The 19,899-nt window shown below is 43.8% G+C and carries 17 protein-coding genes; 4 read left to right on the top strand and 13 right to left on the bottom strand.

From position 1 onward, the window contains the following. Positions 1-41: 41 nt before the first annotated feature. From pheT to thrS, 12 genes are all read right to left on the bottom strand, one after another. Positions 42-2,447, bottom strand: a complete 2,406-nt coding sequence (gene pheT, locus R7093_RS18870; protein ID WP_065274407.1) for a phenylalanine--tRNA ligase subunit beta — start codon at positions 2,445-2,447, stop codon at positions 42-44. 18 nt (positions 2,448-2,465) lie between these two features. Next, entirely contained in the window at positions 2,466-3,449 is a 984-nt protein-coding gene (gene pheS, locus R7093_RS18865) for a phenylalanine--tRNA ligase subunit alpha (RefSeq protein WP_005385470.1), read from the bottom strand. A 191-nt stretch (positions 3,450-3,640) separates the two neighbouring features. After that, positions 3,641-4,816 (bottom strand): hypothetical protein, encoded by a 1,176-nt coding sequence (locus R7093_RS18860; protein WP_047100711.1) that lies wholly within the window; start codon positions 4,814-4,816, stop codon positions 3,641-3,643. A gap of 10 nt (positions 4,817-4,826) precedes the next feature. Next, positions 4,827-5,618: an outer membrane lipoprotein-sorting protein gene (locus tag R7093_RS18855; protein ID WP_047100712.1), complete on the bottom strand. Its 792-nt coding sequence runs from the start codon at positions 5,616-5,618 to the stop codon at positions 4,827-4,829. A gap of 18 nt (positions 5,619-5,636) precedes the next feature. Continuing rightward, positions 5,637-8,015 carry an efflux RND transporter permease subunit gene (locus R7093_RS18850; protein WP_047100713.1) on the bottom strand — a complete coding sequence of 793 codons (2,379 nt, stop codon included), beginning with the start codon at positions 8,013-8,015 and terminating at the stop codon, positions 5,637-5,639. A 249-nt stretch (positions 8,016-8,264) separates the two neighbouring features. Then, on the bottom strand, positions 8,265-9,053 hold the full coding sequence (locus R7093_RS18845; protein WP_005377913.1) for a TetR/AcrR family transcriptional regulator: 789 nt from the start codon (positions 9,051-9,053) through the stop codon (positions 8,265-8,267). 448 nt (positions 9,054-9,501) lie between these two features. Beyond that, positions 9,502-10,311, bottom strand: coding sequence for a helix-turn-helix domain-containing protein (locus R7093_RS18840; RefSeq protein ID WP_005385480.1), 810 nt, complete (start codon positions 10,309-10,311; stop codon positions 9,502-9,504). Positions 10,312-10,677: 366 nt separating this feature from the next. Continuing rightward, positions 10,678-10,995, bottom strand: a complete 318-nt coding sequence (locus tag R7093_RS18835; protein WP_005377919.1) for a heavy metal-binding domain-containing protein — start codon at positions 10,993-10,995, stop codon at positions 10,678-10,680. A 189-nt stretch (positions 10,996-11,184) separates the two neighbouring features. After that, entirely contained in the window at positions 11,185-11,538 is a 354-nt protein-coding gene (gene rplT / locus R7093_RS18830) for a 50S ribosomal protein L20 (RefSeq protein WP_004727974.1), read from the bottom strand. A 40-nt stretch (positions 11,539-11,578) separates the two neighbouring features. Continuing rightward, positions 11,579-11,773: a 50S ribosomal protein L35 gene (gene rpmI / locus R7093_RS18825; RefSeq protein WP_005377932.1), complete on the bottom strand. Its 195-nt coding sequence runs from the start codon at positions 11,771-11,773 to the stop codon at positions 11,579-11,581. A gap of 121 nt (positions 11,774-11,894) precedes the next feature. Continuing rightward, entirely contained in the window at positions 11,895-12,446 is a 552-nt protein-coding gene (gene infC / locus R7093_RS18820; RefSeq protein WP_080276913.1) for a translation initiation factor IF-3, read from the bottom strand. A 3-nt stretch (positions 12,447-12,449) separates the two neighbouring features. Continuing rightward, entirely contained in the window at positions 12,450-14,378 is a 1,929-nt protein-coding gene (gene thrS, locus R7093_RS18815) for a threonine--tRNA ligase (RefSeq protein ID WP_005395892.1), read from the bottom strand. A 403-nt stretch (positions 14,379-14,781) separates the two neighbouring features. On the opposite strand from thrS, the gene R7093_RS18810 reads away from it, so the two are divergent. Next, positions 14,782-15,759, top strand: a complete 978-nt coding sequence (locus R7093_RS18810) for a DUF3187 family protein (protein ID WP_054576442.1) — start codon at positions 14,782-14,784, stop codon at positions 15,757-15,759. 6 nt (positions 15,760-15,765) lie between these two features. On the opposite strand, the gene R7093_RS18805 is transcribed toward R7093_RS18810, so the two are convergent. Beyond that, on the bottom strand, positions 15,766-16,509 hold the full coding sequence (locus R7093_RS18805; RefSeq protein WP_065274406.1) for a sporulation protein: 744 nt from the start codon (positions 16,507-16,509) through the stop codon (positions 15,766-15,768). Between the two features lie 248 nt (positions 16,510-16,757). Between R7093_RS18805 and hutC the strand changes: the two genes are divergently transcribed. The 3 genes from hutC (at position 16,758) to hutG (ending at position 19,857) form a co-directional block, all read left to right on the top strand. Next, positions 16,758-17,465: a histidine utilization repressor gene (hutC, locus tag R7093_RS18800; RefSeq protein ID WP_005385493.1), complete on the top strand. Its 708-nt coding sequence runs from the start codon at positions 16,758-16,760 to the stop codon at positions 17,463-17,465. Between the two features lie 129 nt (positions 17,466-17,594). Next, positions 17,595-18,845 carry an imidazolonepropionase gene (hutI, locus tag R7093_RS18795; protein WP_318146779.1) on the top strand — a complete coding sequence of 417 codons (1,251 nt, stop codon included), beginning with the start codon at positions 17,595-17,597 and terminating at the stop codon, positions 18,843-18,845. A gap of 1 nt (position 18,846) precedes the next feature. Beyond that, the gene (gene hutG, locus R7093_RS18790) at positions 18,847-19,857 is read left to right on the top strand and encodes a formimidoylglutamase (RefSeq protein WP_086046654.1); all 1,011 of its coding nucleotides are present in this window, start codon (positions 18,847-18,849) and stop codon (positions 19,855-19,857) included. Positions 19,858-19,899 lie beyond the last annotated feature (42 nt).

Here is a 19,899-nt window from a genome sequence, read left to right as displayed (position 1 = left end):
TGGCAGGGTTTTCATTTCTTAAGAAGATACGTTACGCGAGATTAGTCACGCAGAGACGCACCAAACTTCTCAGAAACGTGAGCAACGATAGCGTCAACCGCACCAGCGATATCTGCATCTTCAAGCGTACGCTCAAGTGACTGTAGAGTCAGAGCGATTGCTAGGCTCTTCTTACCATCTTCAACGCCTTTACCTACGTAAACGTCGAACAGTTTCGCATCTTTAAGGAACTCGCCACCTTGCTCTAGACAAGCGTTAACAATGTCACCAGATGCAACAGCTTCATCCACTACTACCGCGATATCACGACGGTTTGAAGGGAATTTAGAAAGTGCTACCGCTTCTGGGATCACTTTGCTGTTGATTGCAGACCATTCGATTTCGAATACGATAGTACGACCGTTTAGACCGAACTTACGCTCAAGCTCAGGGTGAACTGTACCGATCACGCCCACTTCTTTGCCGTCTACGATGATTGCCGCAGATTGACCTGGGTGAAGTGCTGGGTTAGCTTTTTTGCTTTCAGGTGACAGTGCAGCGAAAGAGTACGCTTTTTCGTTCGCAGATAGCTCTAGAATCGCTTCTAGATCGCCCTTAAGGTCGAAGAAATCAACAGTGTTGGTTTCGATATCCCAGTGCTCTTCACCACGAGTACCAGCAATAACACCTGCAAGCATAGGCTCTTGACGCATGCCGTTTTCTGCAGATTCACATGGGATGAAACGTAGGCCATATTCGAATAGACGAACGCGTGGCTGTTGACGCTTCTGGTTGTGAACAACCGTGTTCAACAGACCTTGGATAAGACCAAGACGCATTGCTGACATGTCTGCAGAAATTGGGTTTGGAAGTACGAGAGGCTCAACACCAGGTACAACTAGCTTTTGCTGCTCAGGCTCAACGAAGCTGTATGTGATTGCTTCGTGATAACCACGGTCAACAAGAAGATCACGAACGCGTTTCAGTGGAAGATCCGCTTCAACGTGGTTGTGCATCTTAAGTGCTGCTGCTGGGTTTTGGTTAGGAATGTTGTCGTAACCGTAGATACGGCCAACTTCTTCAATCAGGTCTTGCTCGATAGCGATATCGAAACGCCATGTTGGCGCTACTGCCACCCAACCTTCTTCAGAAGCTTCAACAGTCAAACCTAGGCGCTCTAGGATTTCTACTACGTCAGCATCAGCGATGTGGTGACCTAGTAGGTTGTCTAGTTTAGTACGACGTAGAGCAACTTTGTTTGGCTTAGGTAGGTCTGCTTCAGACTCTACTGCAACAACAGGTGCTACTTCACCACCACAGATCTCAACTAGAAGCTGAGTTGCACGCTCCATTGCGCTTACTTGTAGTGCGTAATCCACACCACGCTCGAAACGCATTGAAGAATCAGTGTGCAGACCGTAGCTACGAGCGCGACCACGGATGTGGTCAGGTGCAAAGAATGCACACTCTAGTAAAACGTCTTTAGTCTCAGTTGTTACACCTGACTCTTCACCACCAAAGATACCTGCGATTGCAAGTGCTTTGTTGTGGTCCGCTACTACTAGTGTATCTGCGTTTAGTTCTGCTTCGCTGCCGTCAAGAAGTGTTAGCTTCTCACCTTGCTCAGCCATACGAACTACGATGCCACCTTCGATCTTCGCTAGATCGAATGCGTGCATTGGTTGGCCTTGCTCTAGAAGAACGTAGTTAGTGATATCTACCACAGGGTCGATAGAGCGAATACCACAACGACGCAGTTTCTCTTGCATCCATAGTGGCGTTTCAGCTTGAACGTTTACGTTCTTAACTACACGACCTAGGTAACGTGGACACGCAGCTGGCGCTTTCACTTCGATAGACACTTTATCGTCGATTGAAGGGGCAACTGCTTCTACTAATGGCTCTGTCACGTCAGCACGGTTTAGTACGCCAACTTCACGAGCTAGACCACGAATGCTGAAACAGTCAGCGCGGTTTGCTGTTAGGTCTACGTCTACTGTTACGTCGTCTAGACCTAGGAATTCACGGAAATCAGTACCGATTACTGCGTCTTCTGCTAGTTCCATGATGCCGTCTGACTCAACGTCGATACCTAGTTCAGTGAACGAACAAAGCATGCCGTGAGATGGCTGGCCACGTAGTTTCGCTTTTTTGATTTTGAAATCACCTGGAAGAACAGCACCAACTGTTGCGACTGCTACTTTCAGACCTTGGCGACAGTTAGGTGCGCCACAAACAATGTCTAGAAGCTCTTCTTCACCCACGTCAACTTTAGTTACGCGCAGTTTGTCTGCATCTGGGTGTTGGCCACATTCAACAACGTGACCGACTTTAACGCCAGTAAAAGAACCAGCAACAGGAAGAACGTCGTCTACCTCTAGGCCGGCCATTGTAATTTGGTGAGTTAGCTCGTCAGTAGTAACCGCAGGGTTTACCCACTCACGAAGCCATGATTCGCTGAATTTCATGTTGATGAACCCTCTGGATTACTTGAACTGTTTTAGGAAACGAAGATCGTTCTCGAAGAACGCACGTAGGTCGTTCACGCCGTAACGAAGCATTGTTAGACGCTCAACACCCATACCGAATGCGAAACCAGAGTATTTTTCAGGATCGATACCTACGCTACGTAGCACGTTCGGGTGAACCATACCGCAGCCTAGTACTTCTAACCATTTACCGTTTTTGCCTTTCACGTCTACTTCAGCTGAAGGCTCAGTGAATGGGAAGTAAGATGGACGGAAACGTACTTCTACTTCTTCTTCGAAGAAGTTACATAGGAAATCGTGCAGGATGCCTTTCAGCTGAGCAAAGTTTACGTTCTCATCAACCAGCATGCCTTCCACTTGGTGGAACATTGGCGTGTGCGTTTGGTCGTAGTCGTTACGGTATACACGGCCTGGTGCGATGAAACGGAATGGTGGTTTACCATTTTCCATCGTACGGATCTGTACGCCTGACGTATGAGTACGAAGCATCAAGTCTGGGTTGAAGAAGAAAGTATCGTGGTCAGTACGCGCTGGGTGATCAGCTGCGATGTTTAGCGCATCGAAGTTGTGGAATGCATCTTCGATCTCTGGGCCAGCCTCGGTGTTAAAACCAAGTTCGCCAAAGAACTTCTCAATACGCTCTACAGTACGAGTTACTGGGTGTAAACCACCGTTTTCAATACGACGACCTGGTAGTGTTACGTCGATTGTTTCTGCTGCTAGTTTCGCTTCAAGCTCAGCACGTTGTAGTGCATCTTTACGAGCTGCGATAGCTTGCTGAACTACGCCTTTCGCTTTGTTGATCTCTTGACCAGCTTCACGGCGTTCTTCTGGTGGTAGTTTGCCTAGGCTTTGAAGTTGAGCAGTTAGCTCACCTTTTTTACCCAGATACTGAACACGCACTTCATCAAGTGCGACTAGCGATTCGGCAGCTTCAATTGCAGTGCTCGCGCTAGCAATGATCTCTTCTAGATGTTGCATCGTTTCCTCATCTACCTGTAGGTAGTGTCCATAAGGGAGTGATTGGTTTTTTGATAGCTGTACATAGTAGCCAAACCGGGCACCAATGCCAAATTGAATTACGAAAAGAAGAGGTTATTGAATAAAAAGAGCACAAAAACGTCAAAAATGTCATCTTTAGTTAATCTGCCGTTTAGTTGTGCCCTTTTGTTTTAGAAATAGTATTGAATAGATAGCTCGATAAAATCGTCATCTCTAGCGAAGTAGAGCAAATCATTTGGTGTTTCATTTTTAAACAACCAAGCATCAATTTGCCACTTAACGTGATTCGATATTCGGCTCGATGCTTCTAACTTAGCATTGTAAACATCATCGTTATCTAAATCCTTCGTAATTCCCGTCAATACTTCCGTTCCGTCCTCATCATTGAGCGCCCAACGAATACCTGCAAACACATCATTTTGACCGATAGTTTGTGCGTTGTTCCCACGACTGTCATAGAGGTACTCACCAATAACTCCCACATCCCAAACCGTGTCAAATGCACCGACGAAGGTATACTCAAAACCCGTCACAAGACCGACATGATTATCAGCGCTATCTCGATAAACACTTTCTAGTTTCCATAACCAATCGCCAACAATTCCTTGCACATCCAGACCGACATGACTCATCAGAGCGTAGTAAGGCTTTAATTCTCCGTACTCTAAACGAAAGTAAGGATCCCGGTTTGTTCCATATAAATAGCTTAGGCCTACGTCCCAATCGCCAAGCATTTTCGAATATCGAAAAGCCACATCTACGTGCTTCTCTTCTCTGCTTGATTCATAGATAGCATCATCAGAGACAACGGGTTCGGTTCGCAAGCGGCCATCTGTACCCGCAAACGTTCGTTCCCTAAAGTAAGGTAACAACATTGCGTGGACGGTGCCCCAGTCTTTGAAAGAGGTAAAATGTAACATCGGCTGACCGAGTTTATCTTCACCATCGACGGCTTCAATGGCATCTGTTTGGTTTACTACATCAACTAAATGGGCTGATTCAGTCACTCCCCAAAAGACCTTACTAATCCCAACTCGAAGCTCATAATCATCCCAATAAGTCAGATAAAGTGCCTCTCGTATGTCACCATGACTTCGCTCATCGTCTAGACCATCCAGACGATAGAAAGGTGTGAAAGTAAAGTTTGCATCACCATTTTGCATCTCCCAGTAAAATTCTGGCTGCAAAACCAATGACGTTTGCGCTTTGCTCTGACCCTGAGAGCCCGTTTCAAAAAACTGACGATGCTCAATATTGACTTGTCCTGCAAGCTCGACGGCAGTCAGAGGCATCGAGTAAAAAAAGGCTGCTGCACTAAGCAACAACCCAGCATTTAATCGCTTCATTTTTCCTCCACTACCTCACTCGCTTCAACACATTCTTATGAAAGTCATTGTCTTGTAATCCAATGTTAAAACGCATTTCGCTAGTCGTTAGCTCAGTACTTTTTCCTGTTTGATGGTTTGTCATCGCCATAGTGTGCGCGCGCCAATATTGGTTGAGATATTGCTTGTAATCGGAAAAAGAAAGCGTTTTTAACAAAGAGCCTTTGCGATCGTAAAACTCAACTTTAAGTGGACGATAATGCGCTTTATCTAACCACACCGTTTGCTTGGTATAACCTGAGTTCTTATCGGTCGGAATTTGCTCTACGACGAAAACATCTTGCCCATTTATGCTGTCATCTTTTAGGTAGTTGAAACGGTATTTTTCAATCTCAAAGGAACTGAGATCCTCATACGCGAATTCACTGCCCATAAAAGGACCTGATTTGTTACGCGAGGAAATACGTTTCACACGTTTCAGTGCAGGAAGGTAAAGCCATTGGTCATCGGCACCCACCGTATGAGAATGATTGAGAAACGCCGTGCCTTTTACATCTCTCGGTTCATCAAATATCGTGAGACCTTTATCACCATCGCCATCAACTTCGAGTGATTGTAAGCGCATTAAACGTGTACTGCTTTCTCCTTGCGCGTTTCGCAGAATCATTTGCATCGTAGCAACAGAATCCCCCCACCCTTCATCACGGGCTTTGCGCTCTTGGGCAATTTCTAGTCCTCTGGCTTCATCCGCCAACACCGCATGACTCATAATAAGCGAGACAGAAAGTACTGATACTTTTAAGGCATTTTTTACTAAATTCATGTTCAATCCTTTAATTCGTTATGACTGAGTAACAGTCTTGGTTTGAGAGTCAGTTGATTTAAGCTTATTTCGGCGCTCCACCTCGTCGTAAACGCCTTTGTCAAACAACATCAGTAGAGTCGGTAGGAAGATGAAATCCACAACAAGAGCAATAAAGATGACAATGGCACTCAGCTGTCCCATATCGGCATTTAAACGGAAGCTCGACATCGCCAGAACAGAGAAACCAGCAACAAGCACGACCGTCGTAATCCAGAGTGCGCGCCCCACGGTACGAAAGGCGTAGCGAACCGCTTGCTCCGCACTGTGGCCATCTTTACGAGCGTGTTGATATTTAGAAAGAAAGTGAACGGCGTCATCGACAACAACACCAAGCGTTAATGTCACAACGACAGACAATCCCAAATTAATCTCACCAGAAACCAGCGCCCAAATACCAAAACCAATAAGCGCAGGAGCAATATTCGGGACAAGACTAATTAAGCCAAGCTTGAACGAACGCAAGGCAAAGATCAGTAATGCAGAGATTAAGACAAGAGTAATGGGCAAGGTTGACAGCATGCTGGCCATATTCGTTTCACCAATATGCGCAAACATCAGTGAAGGACTAGACGCAACAACATCATATTGAGGCGCGTTTTCGTTAAACCATTGGTAAATGCGATTTTCCAAATCAACAAGCTCGACGCTGCCCAAGTTCTCCACGGTGAGAACCATCTTGATCGACGACTTATCTACATTGATTTGGTTGTTCAAATCTAAACCATACGGTAGTGACATTTCATAAAGCAGCAGATATTGAGCCGCTAATTCTCTGTCTTGAGGGAGCGAGTAATAAGCCTGATCATCTCCATGCATGTTCTTGTTTAGGCGCTTATAAACATCGCTCAAGGTCGCAACATGGTCCGTTTCTAGCTGCAACCTTAGCCAGTCAGTAAATTTACCCACGGAATTGAGAAAATTAGGATCGGCAATGCCCTGCGATTCGTTGGTTTTTATCGCGATACTGATGTTCGCCATGCCACTGATTCGCTCTTCCATAAAATCAGCCGCTCGGCGAAATTCATTGCTATGGCCAAAGTACTCGACGGATTCATCATTGACTTTGTTCAGTGGAATCAAGCTCGCACTCGCGACAATAACAAGCACCGACAACGGCAATAACGCATGTCGCTTTGACACCACGAAATCTCCTAAATGATCCATAAAGCGCTTTCTTTCATCAGAAGTATCCGACTTCACCGTAACCGGAAGGATATTAAGCAAGGCGGGAAGTAACGTGATGGAAAGGAAACAAGCAACCATGACGCCAAGGGCTGATAGGTTGCCGAAATCTCTCAGGATTGGAGAATCCGACATATTCATCATTAAAAAGCCGATCGCGGTGGTAATGGAGGTAATCAAGATAGGCATGAAATTGAGCGCAATACTTCGCTCAATAGAGTGGGCTTTACTAAAGCCGTTTTGCATAGACTGACGCATTGTCGCGATGATGTGTACACAGTCTGCGACGGCAAGCGTCATCACCAAGGTAGGCACATTAACGGTCGCCGTGCTTAAGAACATACCAGTCCATCCTGACAAGCCCATTGTCACCATAACCGAGCCGATAATAACGATGAGTGTCGCGATGACGCTAAGCAATGAGCGCAACATGATGGTCAGAAACACCAATATCACTAGTAACATAGTAGGCACTAATGTTGTGCTATCATCTTGGGCTGCGGTCATAAACGCGTAGTTCATTGCAATAATACCAGCCTTATGGAATTCCGTGTCTGGGTACACTTGCTGATAACGCTCAATCATTCCGTTTATGTGAGCAACCACCTCTTGTACTTCAGCAGTTTTATCTATTTCAGGGAGTTGGACCGTAATGTTTACGACCGTGACATCTCCTTTTTCAGAAATCAGTGAACTTTTCAAAACCGGCTCACTCAACGCAATACTTTTGACTTTCTCTATTCGTTGAGGTGTCAATTCATATTCGCTATACAGTAAATCTTCGACAAGAAGATCATCTTCAAACGCTTCGGTATGCTGGTAGTTGGCGAGGGAATCAACGCGGGTCGAGTATGGAACTTGCCACGCCTCGTCAGTGATCTGCTGAATAAGAGATAATGTGCTAGGAGTAAAAACAGTGCCGCTCTTTGGCGCTATAACCAAAGCAAGACTGTCAGATTTTGCAAAGGTGGTTTGAATTTCATCAAACGCAAGTAACTGCTCATTTGTTCCATCAAAGAAGATGTCGTAATCTCCTCTAAAGTAAAGATTTTTTCCTCCAATAGTTGCTATGACAATCAATAAAACGGTAGCAAGCATCACCAATACACTGTAATTCGTTGGTAGCTTACCCCACCCTGAACGGGCGTATTGTTGAACGTTGTGATGTGGCATCACACTCTCCTTTTGTGACGTTTCGTCAAATTTGAAAACTAAAAAAACAGCAAATGCTGTAAATAACCAGACAAACTCGACATGCAAACTTTAGATCGAATGAATTTGGCTACATAAGTTAGTTTTTAGTAACTTCCTATGCTTCTCGTGATCATTGGCTGAACGCCAACCTTCGAGATTTAATGACGATTCGTCACAATAGTGCGATAAAAAAGCCAACCATAACGTCAGATTGGCCTTTCCAGTTTATTAGCGATTCACTGACTCTAAATAAGCAAGCTCTTCACTAAATAATTCCTGCTCCACTCGACGCCAGGTTTTACGGTAGTCCCATTCTGTAGATAAAGGCGACCAACCTAAACCATCAAGTAACATATTCGCGTTGTGCAGTACTGAGAATGGGTCCTGAATTCGCTGAATACATCGACTGTTCGATGCATTTTGCGCCAAAGCGTTTGAACCGAATGCAATAGACCAGTTGGCGAATACAATAGCATCAGAACCAATTGCGGGAGAAAACTTAAGATCACCACATTCTACCGCATTGTTCACCAGTGCATCAGCACCATCTATTACTTGTTCTTCCAAGTTATTCAGTTCATTCACACGTTTAGGCGAAGCCTTCTCTAGAACCCAAGGCGTCTTTGCAACAATCGCACAGGTTGATAGTACTGGCTCCATACGAGCGTAAATACGATAACCTACATGCATCGCAATGATTTTTTCTCTGGTATTACCATTAAATTTGGCGGTACGTTCGAAAAATATTGCTTCGCTTTTCAGCGAATGAATACAAAGCGCAAGAATCACATCTTCTTTGCTGCAAAAATGATTGTAGATCGTCCCTTTAGAATAAGGGCTTGACGCTGTAAGCTTGTCCATCGTTAAGTTGGCAAAGCCTTGCTCTTGAACTAAAGACTTAGCCAATTGAATAAGCTCTATCTCACGATCAGCAATCGCCTGTTGCTTTTTTGTTAGCCCTGAAGACACACGACATCCGTCTTGCTTGCTATATTTTTTACAGCGAAAGTTAAACATAATCCTTTGATCCGTATACCAACACACTCCCAATAATTGTAACACGATTCTTTAATACAGGAACGCAACCAAAGTTGACGAACCGTCATAAATGACACTTCGTCATAATAGATCAAAAAACAAACATTTCAAGTATGAATTTATAATTAGAAGATAAATAGCTACCAATTATGCATACCCAAGTAGCTACTGGATGCTTGGTTCAACGAGAATGGTTTCTTTGTAGAGGAAGCGAGAGAGGCTTTGGGAGGAACAACGAAGGAAATCAGCATGTTAAAAATAACGAAAGTAGATGCTGAACAGGTATTATTCGAAATAAGCCCAAAACACTTTAAGTCTGAATTAAGAGCAAACACCGCTGAATGCCCTACTTACAAAGTATTTGCTGTCTTAGGCTTTTTCTTTTGCAACGCCCTTTCAGAAACTCTCTTCAAAAAAGGCTCAAAATCTATATCGATAGGCTTGGCTTATCACCTGCAGCTGCGATGGCATAACGAATATCATCAATAAATCGCCCCTCTGTCTCAATAATGCCGTCAGAGAATGTGACTGGCTGATGTGGCCCAGCAAGTAGAACAATATTAGTAAAATCAGAGACATTAAAGTTCTCTGCTACAACATTTTTGGAATGAAAATCGATGACGGTCTTTGCGACTTGATCTTCCAGTAACAAAAGCTGTTCTTCGGTAATTTTCATACGCGCCAAAGCAACGCGAACACACTTATCGTGGGTAGTCGTCTGCTCTTTTATGATTTCTGTATATTTGTCGTTGAGCTTGGAGTTCTCTGCATAGCTATAATATAAAGGCCCGTGCAGCGTTATATTTTTATCTTCATCAACGTAAACGAGATCCAACAACTCTAATGCTTTTAAGTAATCGGACATGCTCTGCTCAGACAAGTCATACTTTTTCTTTAAAATAGAATAGCCGTCTTTACCTCGTAACATTCTCAATTCACGATAAAAGTCGTAAAGGTGAGGGAATTGAAAGAATACTTCATCCTGTGTGCGACTAAAGTAATCCTCGTCTTCACCTTGCAATTGATTTGCGAGCTTTTGTAGTTCATCTAACGTGCAATCAACCGCTCTACAATATTCCAGCAACTTATCTAAAGCGAGATTCGTGCTTGTAAGATGTCTCTTAAAGGTAGATAGTGGCATACCCATTTTCTCAGATAGCTCTCGATATGTTAGCCCTTTTGTTTTAATCGCTTGGCGTAATGCGGCTAGCAAGTATTCGGGAGTCAGATCTCTCATCTACAATTCCTTTTGGCAATGTTACAGCTGTATAGTATTTGTAACAATTTAGAACCGCTTGGCAAGGTATAAGTTCATATTTTTATAAGAAAAACATGAATTAATATACCGAAAAGAGAATTCACACAACAAATGAAAAATTCAATATGAATTCAATTTCATTATAGATATAAAATAATATGCAAAATAAAAGTGAAGCAATTACTCTAAATCATCGTGATTAATTTTAATAGTAACGTAAAGTTGAGAATATAAACCTATTCTCTCCACAAAAATCTAGAATAATTAACCTAAAAGGAACAGAACGGTAAATGCATAATAATTCACCGCTCTCTATTAGCATTTTTGCAATGCTATTCAAGTAGACTAGTCCGCTAGTTTCACTGCAGTACCAAATGCCAAAATTTCCGAAGAACCATCTACGATTGAGCTTGTGGTAAATCGAATCCCTACTATTGCATCGGCACCTTTAGATTCAGCGTCCGCCACCATGCGCTGTATAGCAATATCACGCGCGTCGGTCATCATTTCCGTGTAACCACGAATTTCGCCGCCAACAATGCTCTTGATACCCGCCATGAGGTCACGGCCAATATGCTTTGATTGAACAACATTACCAGTTACAACCCCTCTGATTTCAGAGATCTGCTTGCCAGGAATGCTTTCGGTCGTTGTGTAGATCATTTTTAATCCCTTATAAACGTAAAAATTTATACCCAAGCTACCTTATAACTAACATAAGATGCTAACCAATAAATTGAGAAGACTGATAAACAATACTCTAAATAGCCAAGCTAAAAGTCATTTGGGTATAAATTTTAGCAATAAAAAAGGAGAGCTAATGCTCTCCTTCTCTTAATCCTAAACTGCTAATTAAAGAGCAGCTTTCGCTTTTTCAACTAGAACTGCAAATGCAGCTTTGTCGAATACTGCGATGTCCGCAAGGATCTTACGGTCGATCTCGATAGATGCTTTCTTCAGACCGTTGATGAAACGGCTGTAAGATAGACCATTTTGACGAGATGCCGCATTGATACGTGCAATCCATAGTTGACGGAATTGACGTTTCTTAGCGCGACGGTCACGGTAAGCGTATTGACCAGCTTTAGTAACTGCTTGGAAAGCTACGCGGTAAACGCGTGAACGCGCACCGTAGTAACCTTTAGCTTGTTTTAGAACTTTCTTATGACGTGCACGAGCTTGTACACCACGTTTTACGCGAGGCATTATGCTTCTCCTAAACTAAACGATTGATAACTAAAAAGAATTAAGCGTATGGCAACATACGGATTACTGCAGCCACTTCACATTTTGGAAGGATTGCATTTGGACGTAGTTGACGCTTGTTCTTAGTAGTACGCTTAGTCAGGATGTGACGTTTTGTAGCGTGCTTGTACTTAATACCACCAGCAGTTTTCTTAAAACGCTTAGCAGCACCTTTGTTGGTTTTCATCTTAGGCATGATGAATAACTCCGCATTGAGTAGGTTTAATAAACAACGTAATTAGGGCGAACAAAACCCAGCCGTTATGCCTTTATCGAAAGGAAAGCGGCTAGGTTTTAATTACTTGATGAGCCGTTAATTACTTCTTTTTAGGGGCTAGCACCATGATCATCTGGCGACCTTCAATCTTCTTAGGGAAAGATTCAACTACAGCAATTTCTGCAGTATCTTCCTTAAGACGATTTAGAACGTCAACACCGATGTCTTGGTGTGCCATCTCTCGGCCACGGAAGCGAATTGTTACTTTCACTTTGTTGCCTTCTTCAAGGAAACGCGTCAGGTTGCGTAGTTTTACCTGATAGTCTCCAATATCAGTTCCAGGACGGAATTTTACTTCCTTGATCTGGACCTGCTTTTGCTTCTTCTTCTGCTCTTTAGCAGTTTTGCTCTTCTCGAAGAGGAACTTACCATAGTCCATCACACGACAAACAGGTGGCTCGGCGTTAGGACTGATCTCAACGAGATCCATACCAGCTTCTTCAGCAGCTGCAATGGCTTCTTGAATCGATACAACACCAACTGATTCACCGTCAGCGCCTGTTAGTCGAACTTCACGAATACCACGAATTTCACCGTTGATACGGTGCGGGTTTTGTTTTACCGGCTGTTGGCCACGTCTTCCGCCTTTAATAGCTTATTCCTCCAGATTGAGCTTACGGCTAGAGATCTCGTCTTGGATGTATGCAATAAAATCATCCACTTTAAATTTACCAAGATCTTTACCTTTACGAGTACGCACTGCAATTTCGCCAGCTTCCATTTCTTGGTCACCAACAACAAGCATATACGGTACACGCTTCAAAGTATGTTCGCGGATTTTAAAGCCAATCTTCTCATTTCTCAAGTCCGCTTTAGCTCTAATTCCACTTTTTTGTAGTTTTTGTACTATTTCTTGAACATAACCTGACTGTTTATCAGTAATGTTCATAAGAACTGCTTGTTCTGGCGCCAACCAAGTTGGGAAGAAACCAGCATATTCTTCGATAAGGATACCGATGAAGCGCTCTAGTGAACCTAGAATCGCACGGTGAATCATTACCGGTACAAGACGTTCATTGTTTTCACCTACATAAGTTGCACCTAAGCGACCTGGTAGGTTGAAGTCTAGCTGGACAGTACCACACTGCCACGCACGGTCTAGACAATCGTATAGTGTGAATTCAATCTTAGGACCGTAGAACGCACCCTCGCCTTCTTGAATTTCGTATGGGATATCCATCGATTCAAGAGACTGCTTCAATGCTTCTTCAGATTGATCCCAGATTTCATCTGAACCTACACGTTTCTCTGGACGAGTAGACAGTTTCACTACGATGTTGTCGAAACCAAATGTTTGGTACGTATCGTACACCATCTTGATACAGTTTGTTACTTCTTCTTGAATTTGGCTCTCAGTACAGAAAATGTGAGCGTCATCCTGAGTAAAGCCACGTACACGCATAATACCGTGTAGTGCACCAGATGGTTCGTTACGGTGACATGAGCCAAACTCAGCCATACGTAGCGGTAGGTCGCGGTACGATTTTAGACCTTGGTTGAAGATCTGTACGTGACCTGGACAGTTCATTGGCTTAATCGCGTATTCACGGTTCTCAGAAGAAGTTGTGAACATTGCATCAGCGTATTTGTCCCAGTGCCCAGAGCGTTCCCAAAGAACACGGTCCATCATAAGTGGACCTTTCACTTCTTGGTAACCGTACTCATCTAGCTTAGCGCGGATGAATACTTCTAGATCACGGAAGATAGACCAACCATTGTGATGCCAGAACACCATACCCGGTGCTTCTTGCTGCATGTGGAATAGGTCTAGTTGCTTACCAATCTTACGGTGATCACGCTTCGCCGCTTCTTCTAGGCGAGTTAGGTGCGCTTTCAGTGCTTTCTTGTCGTGGAAAGCCGTACCGTAGATACGTTGAAGCATTTTGTTGTCGCTGTTACCACGCCAGTAAGCACCTGCAACATTCAGCAAAGTGAAGTGTTGACAGAAGCTCATATTAGGAACGTGAGGACCACGACACATGTCGATGTATTCTTCATGGTGGTAAAGGCCTGGACGATCATCACGAGATACGTTTTCGTCTAGGATTTCAACTTTGTATGGTTCGCCACGTGATTCAAACGTATCACGCGCTTCCTGCCAGCTTACTTTTTTCTTAACCACTTCGTACTTGGTTTTCGCTAGCTCTTTCATACGCTTTTCAATCTTTTCAAGATCTTCTTGCGTTAGAGATTCGTCTAGGTCGATATCGTAGTAGAAGCCATTGTCGATGGTTGGACCGATCGCCATTTTAGCTTGAGGGTAAAGCTGCTTAAGAGCGTGACCAAGAAGGTGAGCACAAGAGTGACGAACGATTTCTAGACCGTCTACTTCATCTTTAACTGTGATGATTTCAAGGCTTGCGTCTTCTTCAATTAGATCACACGCATCAACGCGGTTACCGTTTACACGACCAGCGATAGTTGCTTTTGCAAGACCAGGACCGATCGATTGCGCAACTTCCATAGTAGAAACTGGGTTGTCAAATTGACGCTGACTGCCGTCAGGAAGAGTAATAATAGGCATGCTATGTCCTTTACAGTGGTGTTGCACACCAAGCAACACATGTTATTCAAATTAGAAGCTATTTGTAGAAAATAGTTGAGAGTCAATAAAGGCCTCTCGGTAACACGAATACCGGACCGTTATCGAAAATGGGATTGTACCTAGCTCACATTTAGAATGCAAAGCGCGATTTTGTTTTGTCATAAGAACTTAACCGCAGACCCGTCACGACAATCTGATCATGCTTTTTTAAGAGACCGCATAGCTGATGAATGGAATTGCCCCTCGATGAACTTACACAACAAATTACAATATCCCCTATTACGTGTGAACCGATACAAAGCCTAACACGCTGGGCGAGAGCTCAACGTGCGATTTAGGTATATAGTTGTTTTATAGAGTAGTTTGTATGTAGGTATTCATCATGGTCTATTTCAAATCGCGCTTTATGGTGCTTCTAAGCACCTCGATATGTTCTTTGCAAGCCTTCGCATCAAGTGACTTATATGGCCCGCTGCGTTCTTACGCACAATCCCCAATGCAAGTGGTTAGTCACACCAACATACTACGTTCAGGACACAGTCTGCCCTCTGGGTTTGTCGAAGCTTATGGTTCGGGAACCGTGGCAAGTGTTTGGGCTCATACTGATGAATACGCACTGGACTATTACCACAATCAAATCGAATTAGGCAGCAAATGGCAAGTCAGCAACCGTTGGCAGTGGGAGCTCAACTATCGATGGGTCTTTGCCGCTGACAACCATTTAGATGGACTGACGAAAAGCTTCCATAAACTTTTCGGTATCGGACAAAATGGGCGGGATAAAGTAGACAGAGATCGTTTTTACATTTCAATGCCGCAATATGATGTGCTTGAAGATGATTTCGAAGGACAAACACTGGCCAATAACCTATCTACTTACTTACAGTATCAAGTGTTCCAAAATGAACATCACGGCCTATCGATTGGCGGCAGTTTGTATTTTAACGATGTGGCTCACGGCACTTTTCAAGGTAGCAGTTTCGAGCAAGGCTTCCAATTAAACTACAGCTACTTAAGTGATGCTCATGCATTTTATTCGATGATTGGCATGACTTTTCGCTCGGATGACCGTGCCTTGCTCGATCTGCCCTATCGACATAATACGATTGCCATTGCGGGTGGGTACCGTTATGCCTTAGAAGATAACCATCACCTGATGTTGGAATATCATTGGTATCAAGGCTCAACAGAAGGGCCCACAGAGTTTGCTGATGCCTCTAATGAACTGGTATTAGGCTATCGATATCTAATGGAAAATTCAGCGCTTGAGTTTTTAGCCGTAGAGAACGCAAGAAACATGGATAACAGTACCGATATCGCTTTCACAATAGGATATCGGTACATATTTTCATCAAGTTGATGAGAGCTATAGATTTAGCGTTGGTGCAACTGCGGCTGCGACTTGAGCATCGGTTGCATTGATCGGCAACGTAAACGAGCGATATTGGTCACCAGCCAAACTGAGCGAACGGTCAATCTCTGCCAAACAATGCACGACCTGCCCTTCCAGAATAAAAGAGAGCTCAATTTCTTTTGATGAGATAAAGCCGTTGTTACGGAACTCTAGCTCTTGATAAATACCAGAGCGAGAGGCAAACGAGCCACCGCGCAAAAAGCCTTTTTCAACATCGGCTTTAACCATTGTGAAACCAGCTTGCTCGATCGCTTGAATAACCCGAGATGCTACTGGTAGTGGTTTCACTTCAATATAATCACGGTCACGCGGATCAATTGCAAAATCAATATCTAACGTCGTCTCGACCCAAACATGACATTGATTCTTAAGTGCGCTAACCGCAGTAATTGGCGTTTCATCATGCAATTTTAGCTCAAACGGAACCTGCTTTTCTTCATTAGGTCGAATCACAAAAGGGTCAACTGCTTTCAATTGATCAATAGTGAAGGTTTGGTAACTTACGCTATCATCCACTTCGACTTTCATTTCCGTGTTCAATTTAATCGTAATAGCATCAATTTGTTGTTCGACGTCTCCGCCTTTGATATGAACATGCCCTTTCAGCGTCGCTCCTTGAAACACGCTCATTTCGTCCAAAATGGTATCTACTTTTGCAGAGCCGATCCCCAGTGATGCTTTCAATTTTTTAAACATACTTTTCCTTTTTTAGCGATTTTTCTTCTAATAATCGTTTGTTTACACAATTGTTTTCTGCTGTGCAAGCAATAGACCACAAGAAAATGTTTGAATTCAATCATCAATCCAAATAATGCTCAGCAGCAAGAGTCATTCAGCTCTGCAATAGGATTGCTCGGTCACTAAGCGGTACATTCGTCGAGAAATGTTTGCAATTTGTACCTAAATTAAGCAGTATTTGTATAGTCAAATAAAGGGAGATCATTATGTCTGCACCACTCTACATTCAAATTAAACAATTTATCCTGGATAAAATTGATGCTGGAGAGTGGGTAGTTGGTCATCGCATCGCCACCGAGATTGAGCTTACCGAGCAATTTGGTGTCAGTAGAATGACAGTGAACAAAGCAATTCGGGATTTAGTAAATGAGGGCCGATTACAACGTCGCCCACGCTTAGGCACGTTCGTGTGTGATCCTGGTGAAAAGTCAGAATCTCCCCTGCTAGACATTCGAAACATTGCCGAAGAAGTCAGCGATAGAGGGCGAAAGTATGGCAGTAAAGTGCTCAAACAGATTGCCATAAAAGCAGATGACAACATTGCGACAAAACTCGGCGTTATGCTAGGCACGACAGTGTTTTACAGTGAAATTATTCACTATGAAGACCAAACGCCGATTCAACTGGAGCTCCGCTGGGTGAATAGCCAATATGCCCCGAGTTATTTAAATCAAGACTTCACACAAATCACTCCAAATCAATACCTGTCAGATAATTGCCCACTCAGCGCGATAGAACATACTGTAGAGGCAATTGTGCCTGAAAGCCGTATTAAGCAAGACTTAAAAATGCAAGCCAATGAACCTTGCCTTCTCTTGAATCGCAGAACGTGGAGCCAAGATAAGTTAGTCAGTACCGCCCTACTTTATCACCCTGGTAACAAATATAAGCTGAGCTCAAAAGTGCTCATTTAAGGACAAGATTTATCCTCTAGATCTACGTTTTGATCACATTTTAGCAACATCAATCTTGTCAGTGTTCTTATTTTGCTCTATTTATTTGTATATACATTTAATGATACAAATAAACACAGGGACACAAACATGGATTTGCTGATTGAAAACGCACGTCTAGTTACCATGCAATCGGGAGAATGCGGATACCTTCCAACGCCTCCAGCGCGCATTGGTATTAAATCTGGAAAAATCGTTGCGATCAGTACTTGTGCCATTGGTGAAGACGCACCGCAAACCGAGTCTCTGCTGTCTGCCCAATATTACGCTCAGAGTATCGACCTTCAAGGCAAGTTAGTTCTGCCAGGTTTGATCGACTGCCACACTCATCTTATTTACGCGGGCAATCGTGCCAACGAATTTGAAATGCGCTTAAACGGCGTGCCATATCAAGAAATTTCCAAACAAGGCGGTGGGATACTTTCAACGGTGCATGCGACGCGTTCAGCAACCGAAGCGCAATTAGTTGAGTTAGCGTTGCCACGTTTAGACGGGCTACTCGCGAGCGGCGTCACTTCTGTCGAAGTGAAATCAGGCTACGGATTGACACTGAATGATGAAGTAAAAATGCTCCGTGCAGCCAAAATGCTTGAACAAGAGCGCAAAGTTAAAATCATCACTACACTTCTCGCCGCTCACGCCATTCCGCCAGAGTTCCAAGGTCGTGCAGATGATTATATTGAGCACATTTGTCAGGACATAATCCCTGTTGTCGCAAAGGAAGAATTAGCTACGAGTGTCGATGTTTTTTGTGAATCGATTGGTTTCAATCTTGAACAAACAGAAAAAGTGTTTGTAGCTGCAAAACGCCACGGCTTAAAGGTTAAAGGGCATACTGAGCAACTTTCTAATCTCGGTGGTACAGCCCTCACTGCGCAATACAACGGTCTGTCAGCGGATCACATCGAGTTTTTAGATGAGCAAGGTGTTAAAGCACTTGCTCGATCAAACACCGTCGCCACTCTATTGCCTGGCGCTTTTTATTTTCTAAGAGAAACTCAGTTACCACCGATTGAGTTGTTGAGAGAGCATAACGTGCCGATGGCAATTGCTACGGACGTCAACCCAGGTACATCACCATTTTCTGATCTCACACTCATGCTGAATATGGCGTGCACGCTATTTCGCCTTACACCGCAAGAAGCACTGCGTGGTGTAACGCAACATGCAGCCAAAGCTCTGGGTTATCAAAACTCACGTGGCGAAATCAAAGTAGGGTTTGATGCGGACTTCTCTATATGGGATATCGAAAGCCCTGCGGATTTAAGCTATCAAGTCGGAGCAAAACGTCTGGTAGGTCGTATAGTAAATGGTGAATACATTTCACACGGAGGCCAATAATATGTCTCAATTCGACCTACACTCTCCCCTATTTCATTGGCAAGGCCGTCATGATGCCGAGGACGGCAAGCTTGGTCAGCGAATTCATCACGTTGTTCAACGCCAAAAAGCAGATGAGTTGAGTGCCGTTGCGCATGGCGTCTCATTACTCGGTTTTGCTACCGACGCTGGCGTTGCGAGAAACAAAGGACGCATTGGCGCGAAAAAAGCGCCAGACTTAATCCGACGAGCACTCGCTAATTTAGCATGGCACCAAGACGCCCCACTATATGACTTAGGTACTGTGGTGTGTGAAGACGACTTACTGGAAGAGAGCCAAGCTCTATGTGCAGCAACCATTTCAAGCACACTGCCCCATACGCCAGTCATCGTGCTGGGTGGTGGGCATGAGATTGCGTGGGCCTCGTTTTCCGGCTTAGCGGAATATTTTAAAGCGCACCATCCAGAGAAGAAGCCTAAAATCGGCATTATCAATTTCGATGCGCATTTCGATTTGCGCGCATTCGAGAGTAACCTCGCCGACATAAGACCGAGCTCTGGTACACCCTTCAACCAAATTCACCATTTTTGTCAACGTAACGATTGGGACTTTCATTACGCTTGTATTGGTGTAAGCCGCAGTAGCAACACTAAAGCGCTATTTGAAAAAGCAGATGCGTTAAATGTTTGGTATGTAGAGGACAATCAGCTCTGCTACTTAAACCACAGTTATCACTTAACTCAGCTTCAGCATTTTATTGACGACTGTGACTACCTCTATTTGACTATTGATCTGGATGTATTCCCTGCTGCAACCGCACCTGGAGTCAGCGCACCAGCAGCTCGGGGAGTGAGTTACGACACAATTGCCCCCTTTTTAGATCGAATTCTTCATTACAAAAATAAGTTAATGCTGGCTGATATCGCCGAATACAACCCAAATTATGACTTCGATAGTCAAACAGCACGATTAGCTGCCCGTTTGTGTTGGGATATCGCCAACGCAATGGCGGAAAAACAGCACAAACCATAATGCATCCCAGATGCCACTGATTATTACGACCAAGCAAGTACT

The organism is Vibrio sp. 1580 (genome assembly GCF_033340055.1).
This window is presented reverse-complemented; position numbering and strand designations above follow the sequence as displayed.

Bases quoted from the DNA above. Each gene is read 5' to 3' on its own strand.
- pheT (WP_065274407.1), bottom strand. From the start codon at position 2,447: ATGAAATTCAGCGAATCATGGCTTCGTGAGTGGGTAAACCCTGCGGTT.
- pheS (WP_005385470.1), bottom strand. From the start codon at position 3,449: ATGCAACATCTAGAAGAGATCATTGCTAGCGCGAGCACTGCAATTGAA.
- R7093_RS18860 (WP_047100711.1), bottom strand. From the start codon at position 4,816: ATGAAGCGATTAAATGCTGGGTTGTTGCTTAGTGCAGCAGCCTTTTTT.
- R7093_RS18855 (WP_047100712.1), bottom strand. From the start codon at position 5,618: ATGAATTTAGTAAAAAATGCCTTAAAAGTATCAGTACTTTCTGTCTCG.
- R7093_RS18850 (WP_047100713.1), bottom strand. From the start codon at position 8,015: ATGCCACATCACAACGTTCAACAATACGCCCGTTCAGGGTGGGGTAAG.
- R7093_RS18845 (WP_005377913.1), bottom strand. From the start codon at position 9,053: ATGTTTAACTTTCGCTGTAAAAAATATAGCAAGCAAGACGGATGTCGT.
- R7093_RS18840 (WP_005385480.1), bottom strand. From the start codon at position 10,311: ATGAGAGATCTGACTCCCGAATACTTGCTAGCCGCATTACGCCAAGCG.
- R7093_RS18835 (WP_005377919.1), bottom strand. From the start codon at position 10,995: ATGATCTACACAACGACCGAAAGCATTCCTGGCAAGCAGATCTCTGAA.
- rplT (WP_004727974.1), bottom strand. From the start codon at position 11,538: ATGCCTCGCGTAAAACGTGGTGTACAAGCTCGTGCACGTCATAAGAAA.
- rpmI (WP_005377932.1), bottom strand. From the start codon at position 11,773: ATGCCTAAGATGAAAACCAACAAAGGTGCTGCTAAGCGTTTTAAGAAA.
- thrS (WP_005395892.1), bottom strand. From the start codon at position 14,378: ATGCCTATTATTACTCTTCCTGACGGCAGTCAGCGTCAATTTGACAAC.
- R7093_RS18810 (WP_054576442.1), top strand. From the start codon at position 14,782: ATGGTCTATTTCAAATCGCGCTTTATGGTGCTTCTAAGCACCTCGATA.
- R7093_RS18805 (WP_065274406.1), bottom strand. From the start codon at position 16,509: ATGTTTAAAAAATTGAAAGCATCACTGGGGATCGGCTCTGCAAAAGTA.
- hutC (WP_005385493.1), top strand. From the start codon at position 16,758: ATGTCTGCACCACTCTACATTCAAATTAAACAATTTATCCTGGATAAA.
- hutI (WP_318146779.1), top strand. From the start codon at position 17,595: ATGGATTTGCTGATTGAAAACGCACGTCTAGTTACCATGCAATCGGGA.
- hutG (WP_086046654.1), top strand. From the start codon at position 18,847: ATGTCTCAATTCGACCTACACTCTCCCCTATTTCATTGGCAAGGCCGT.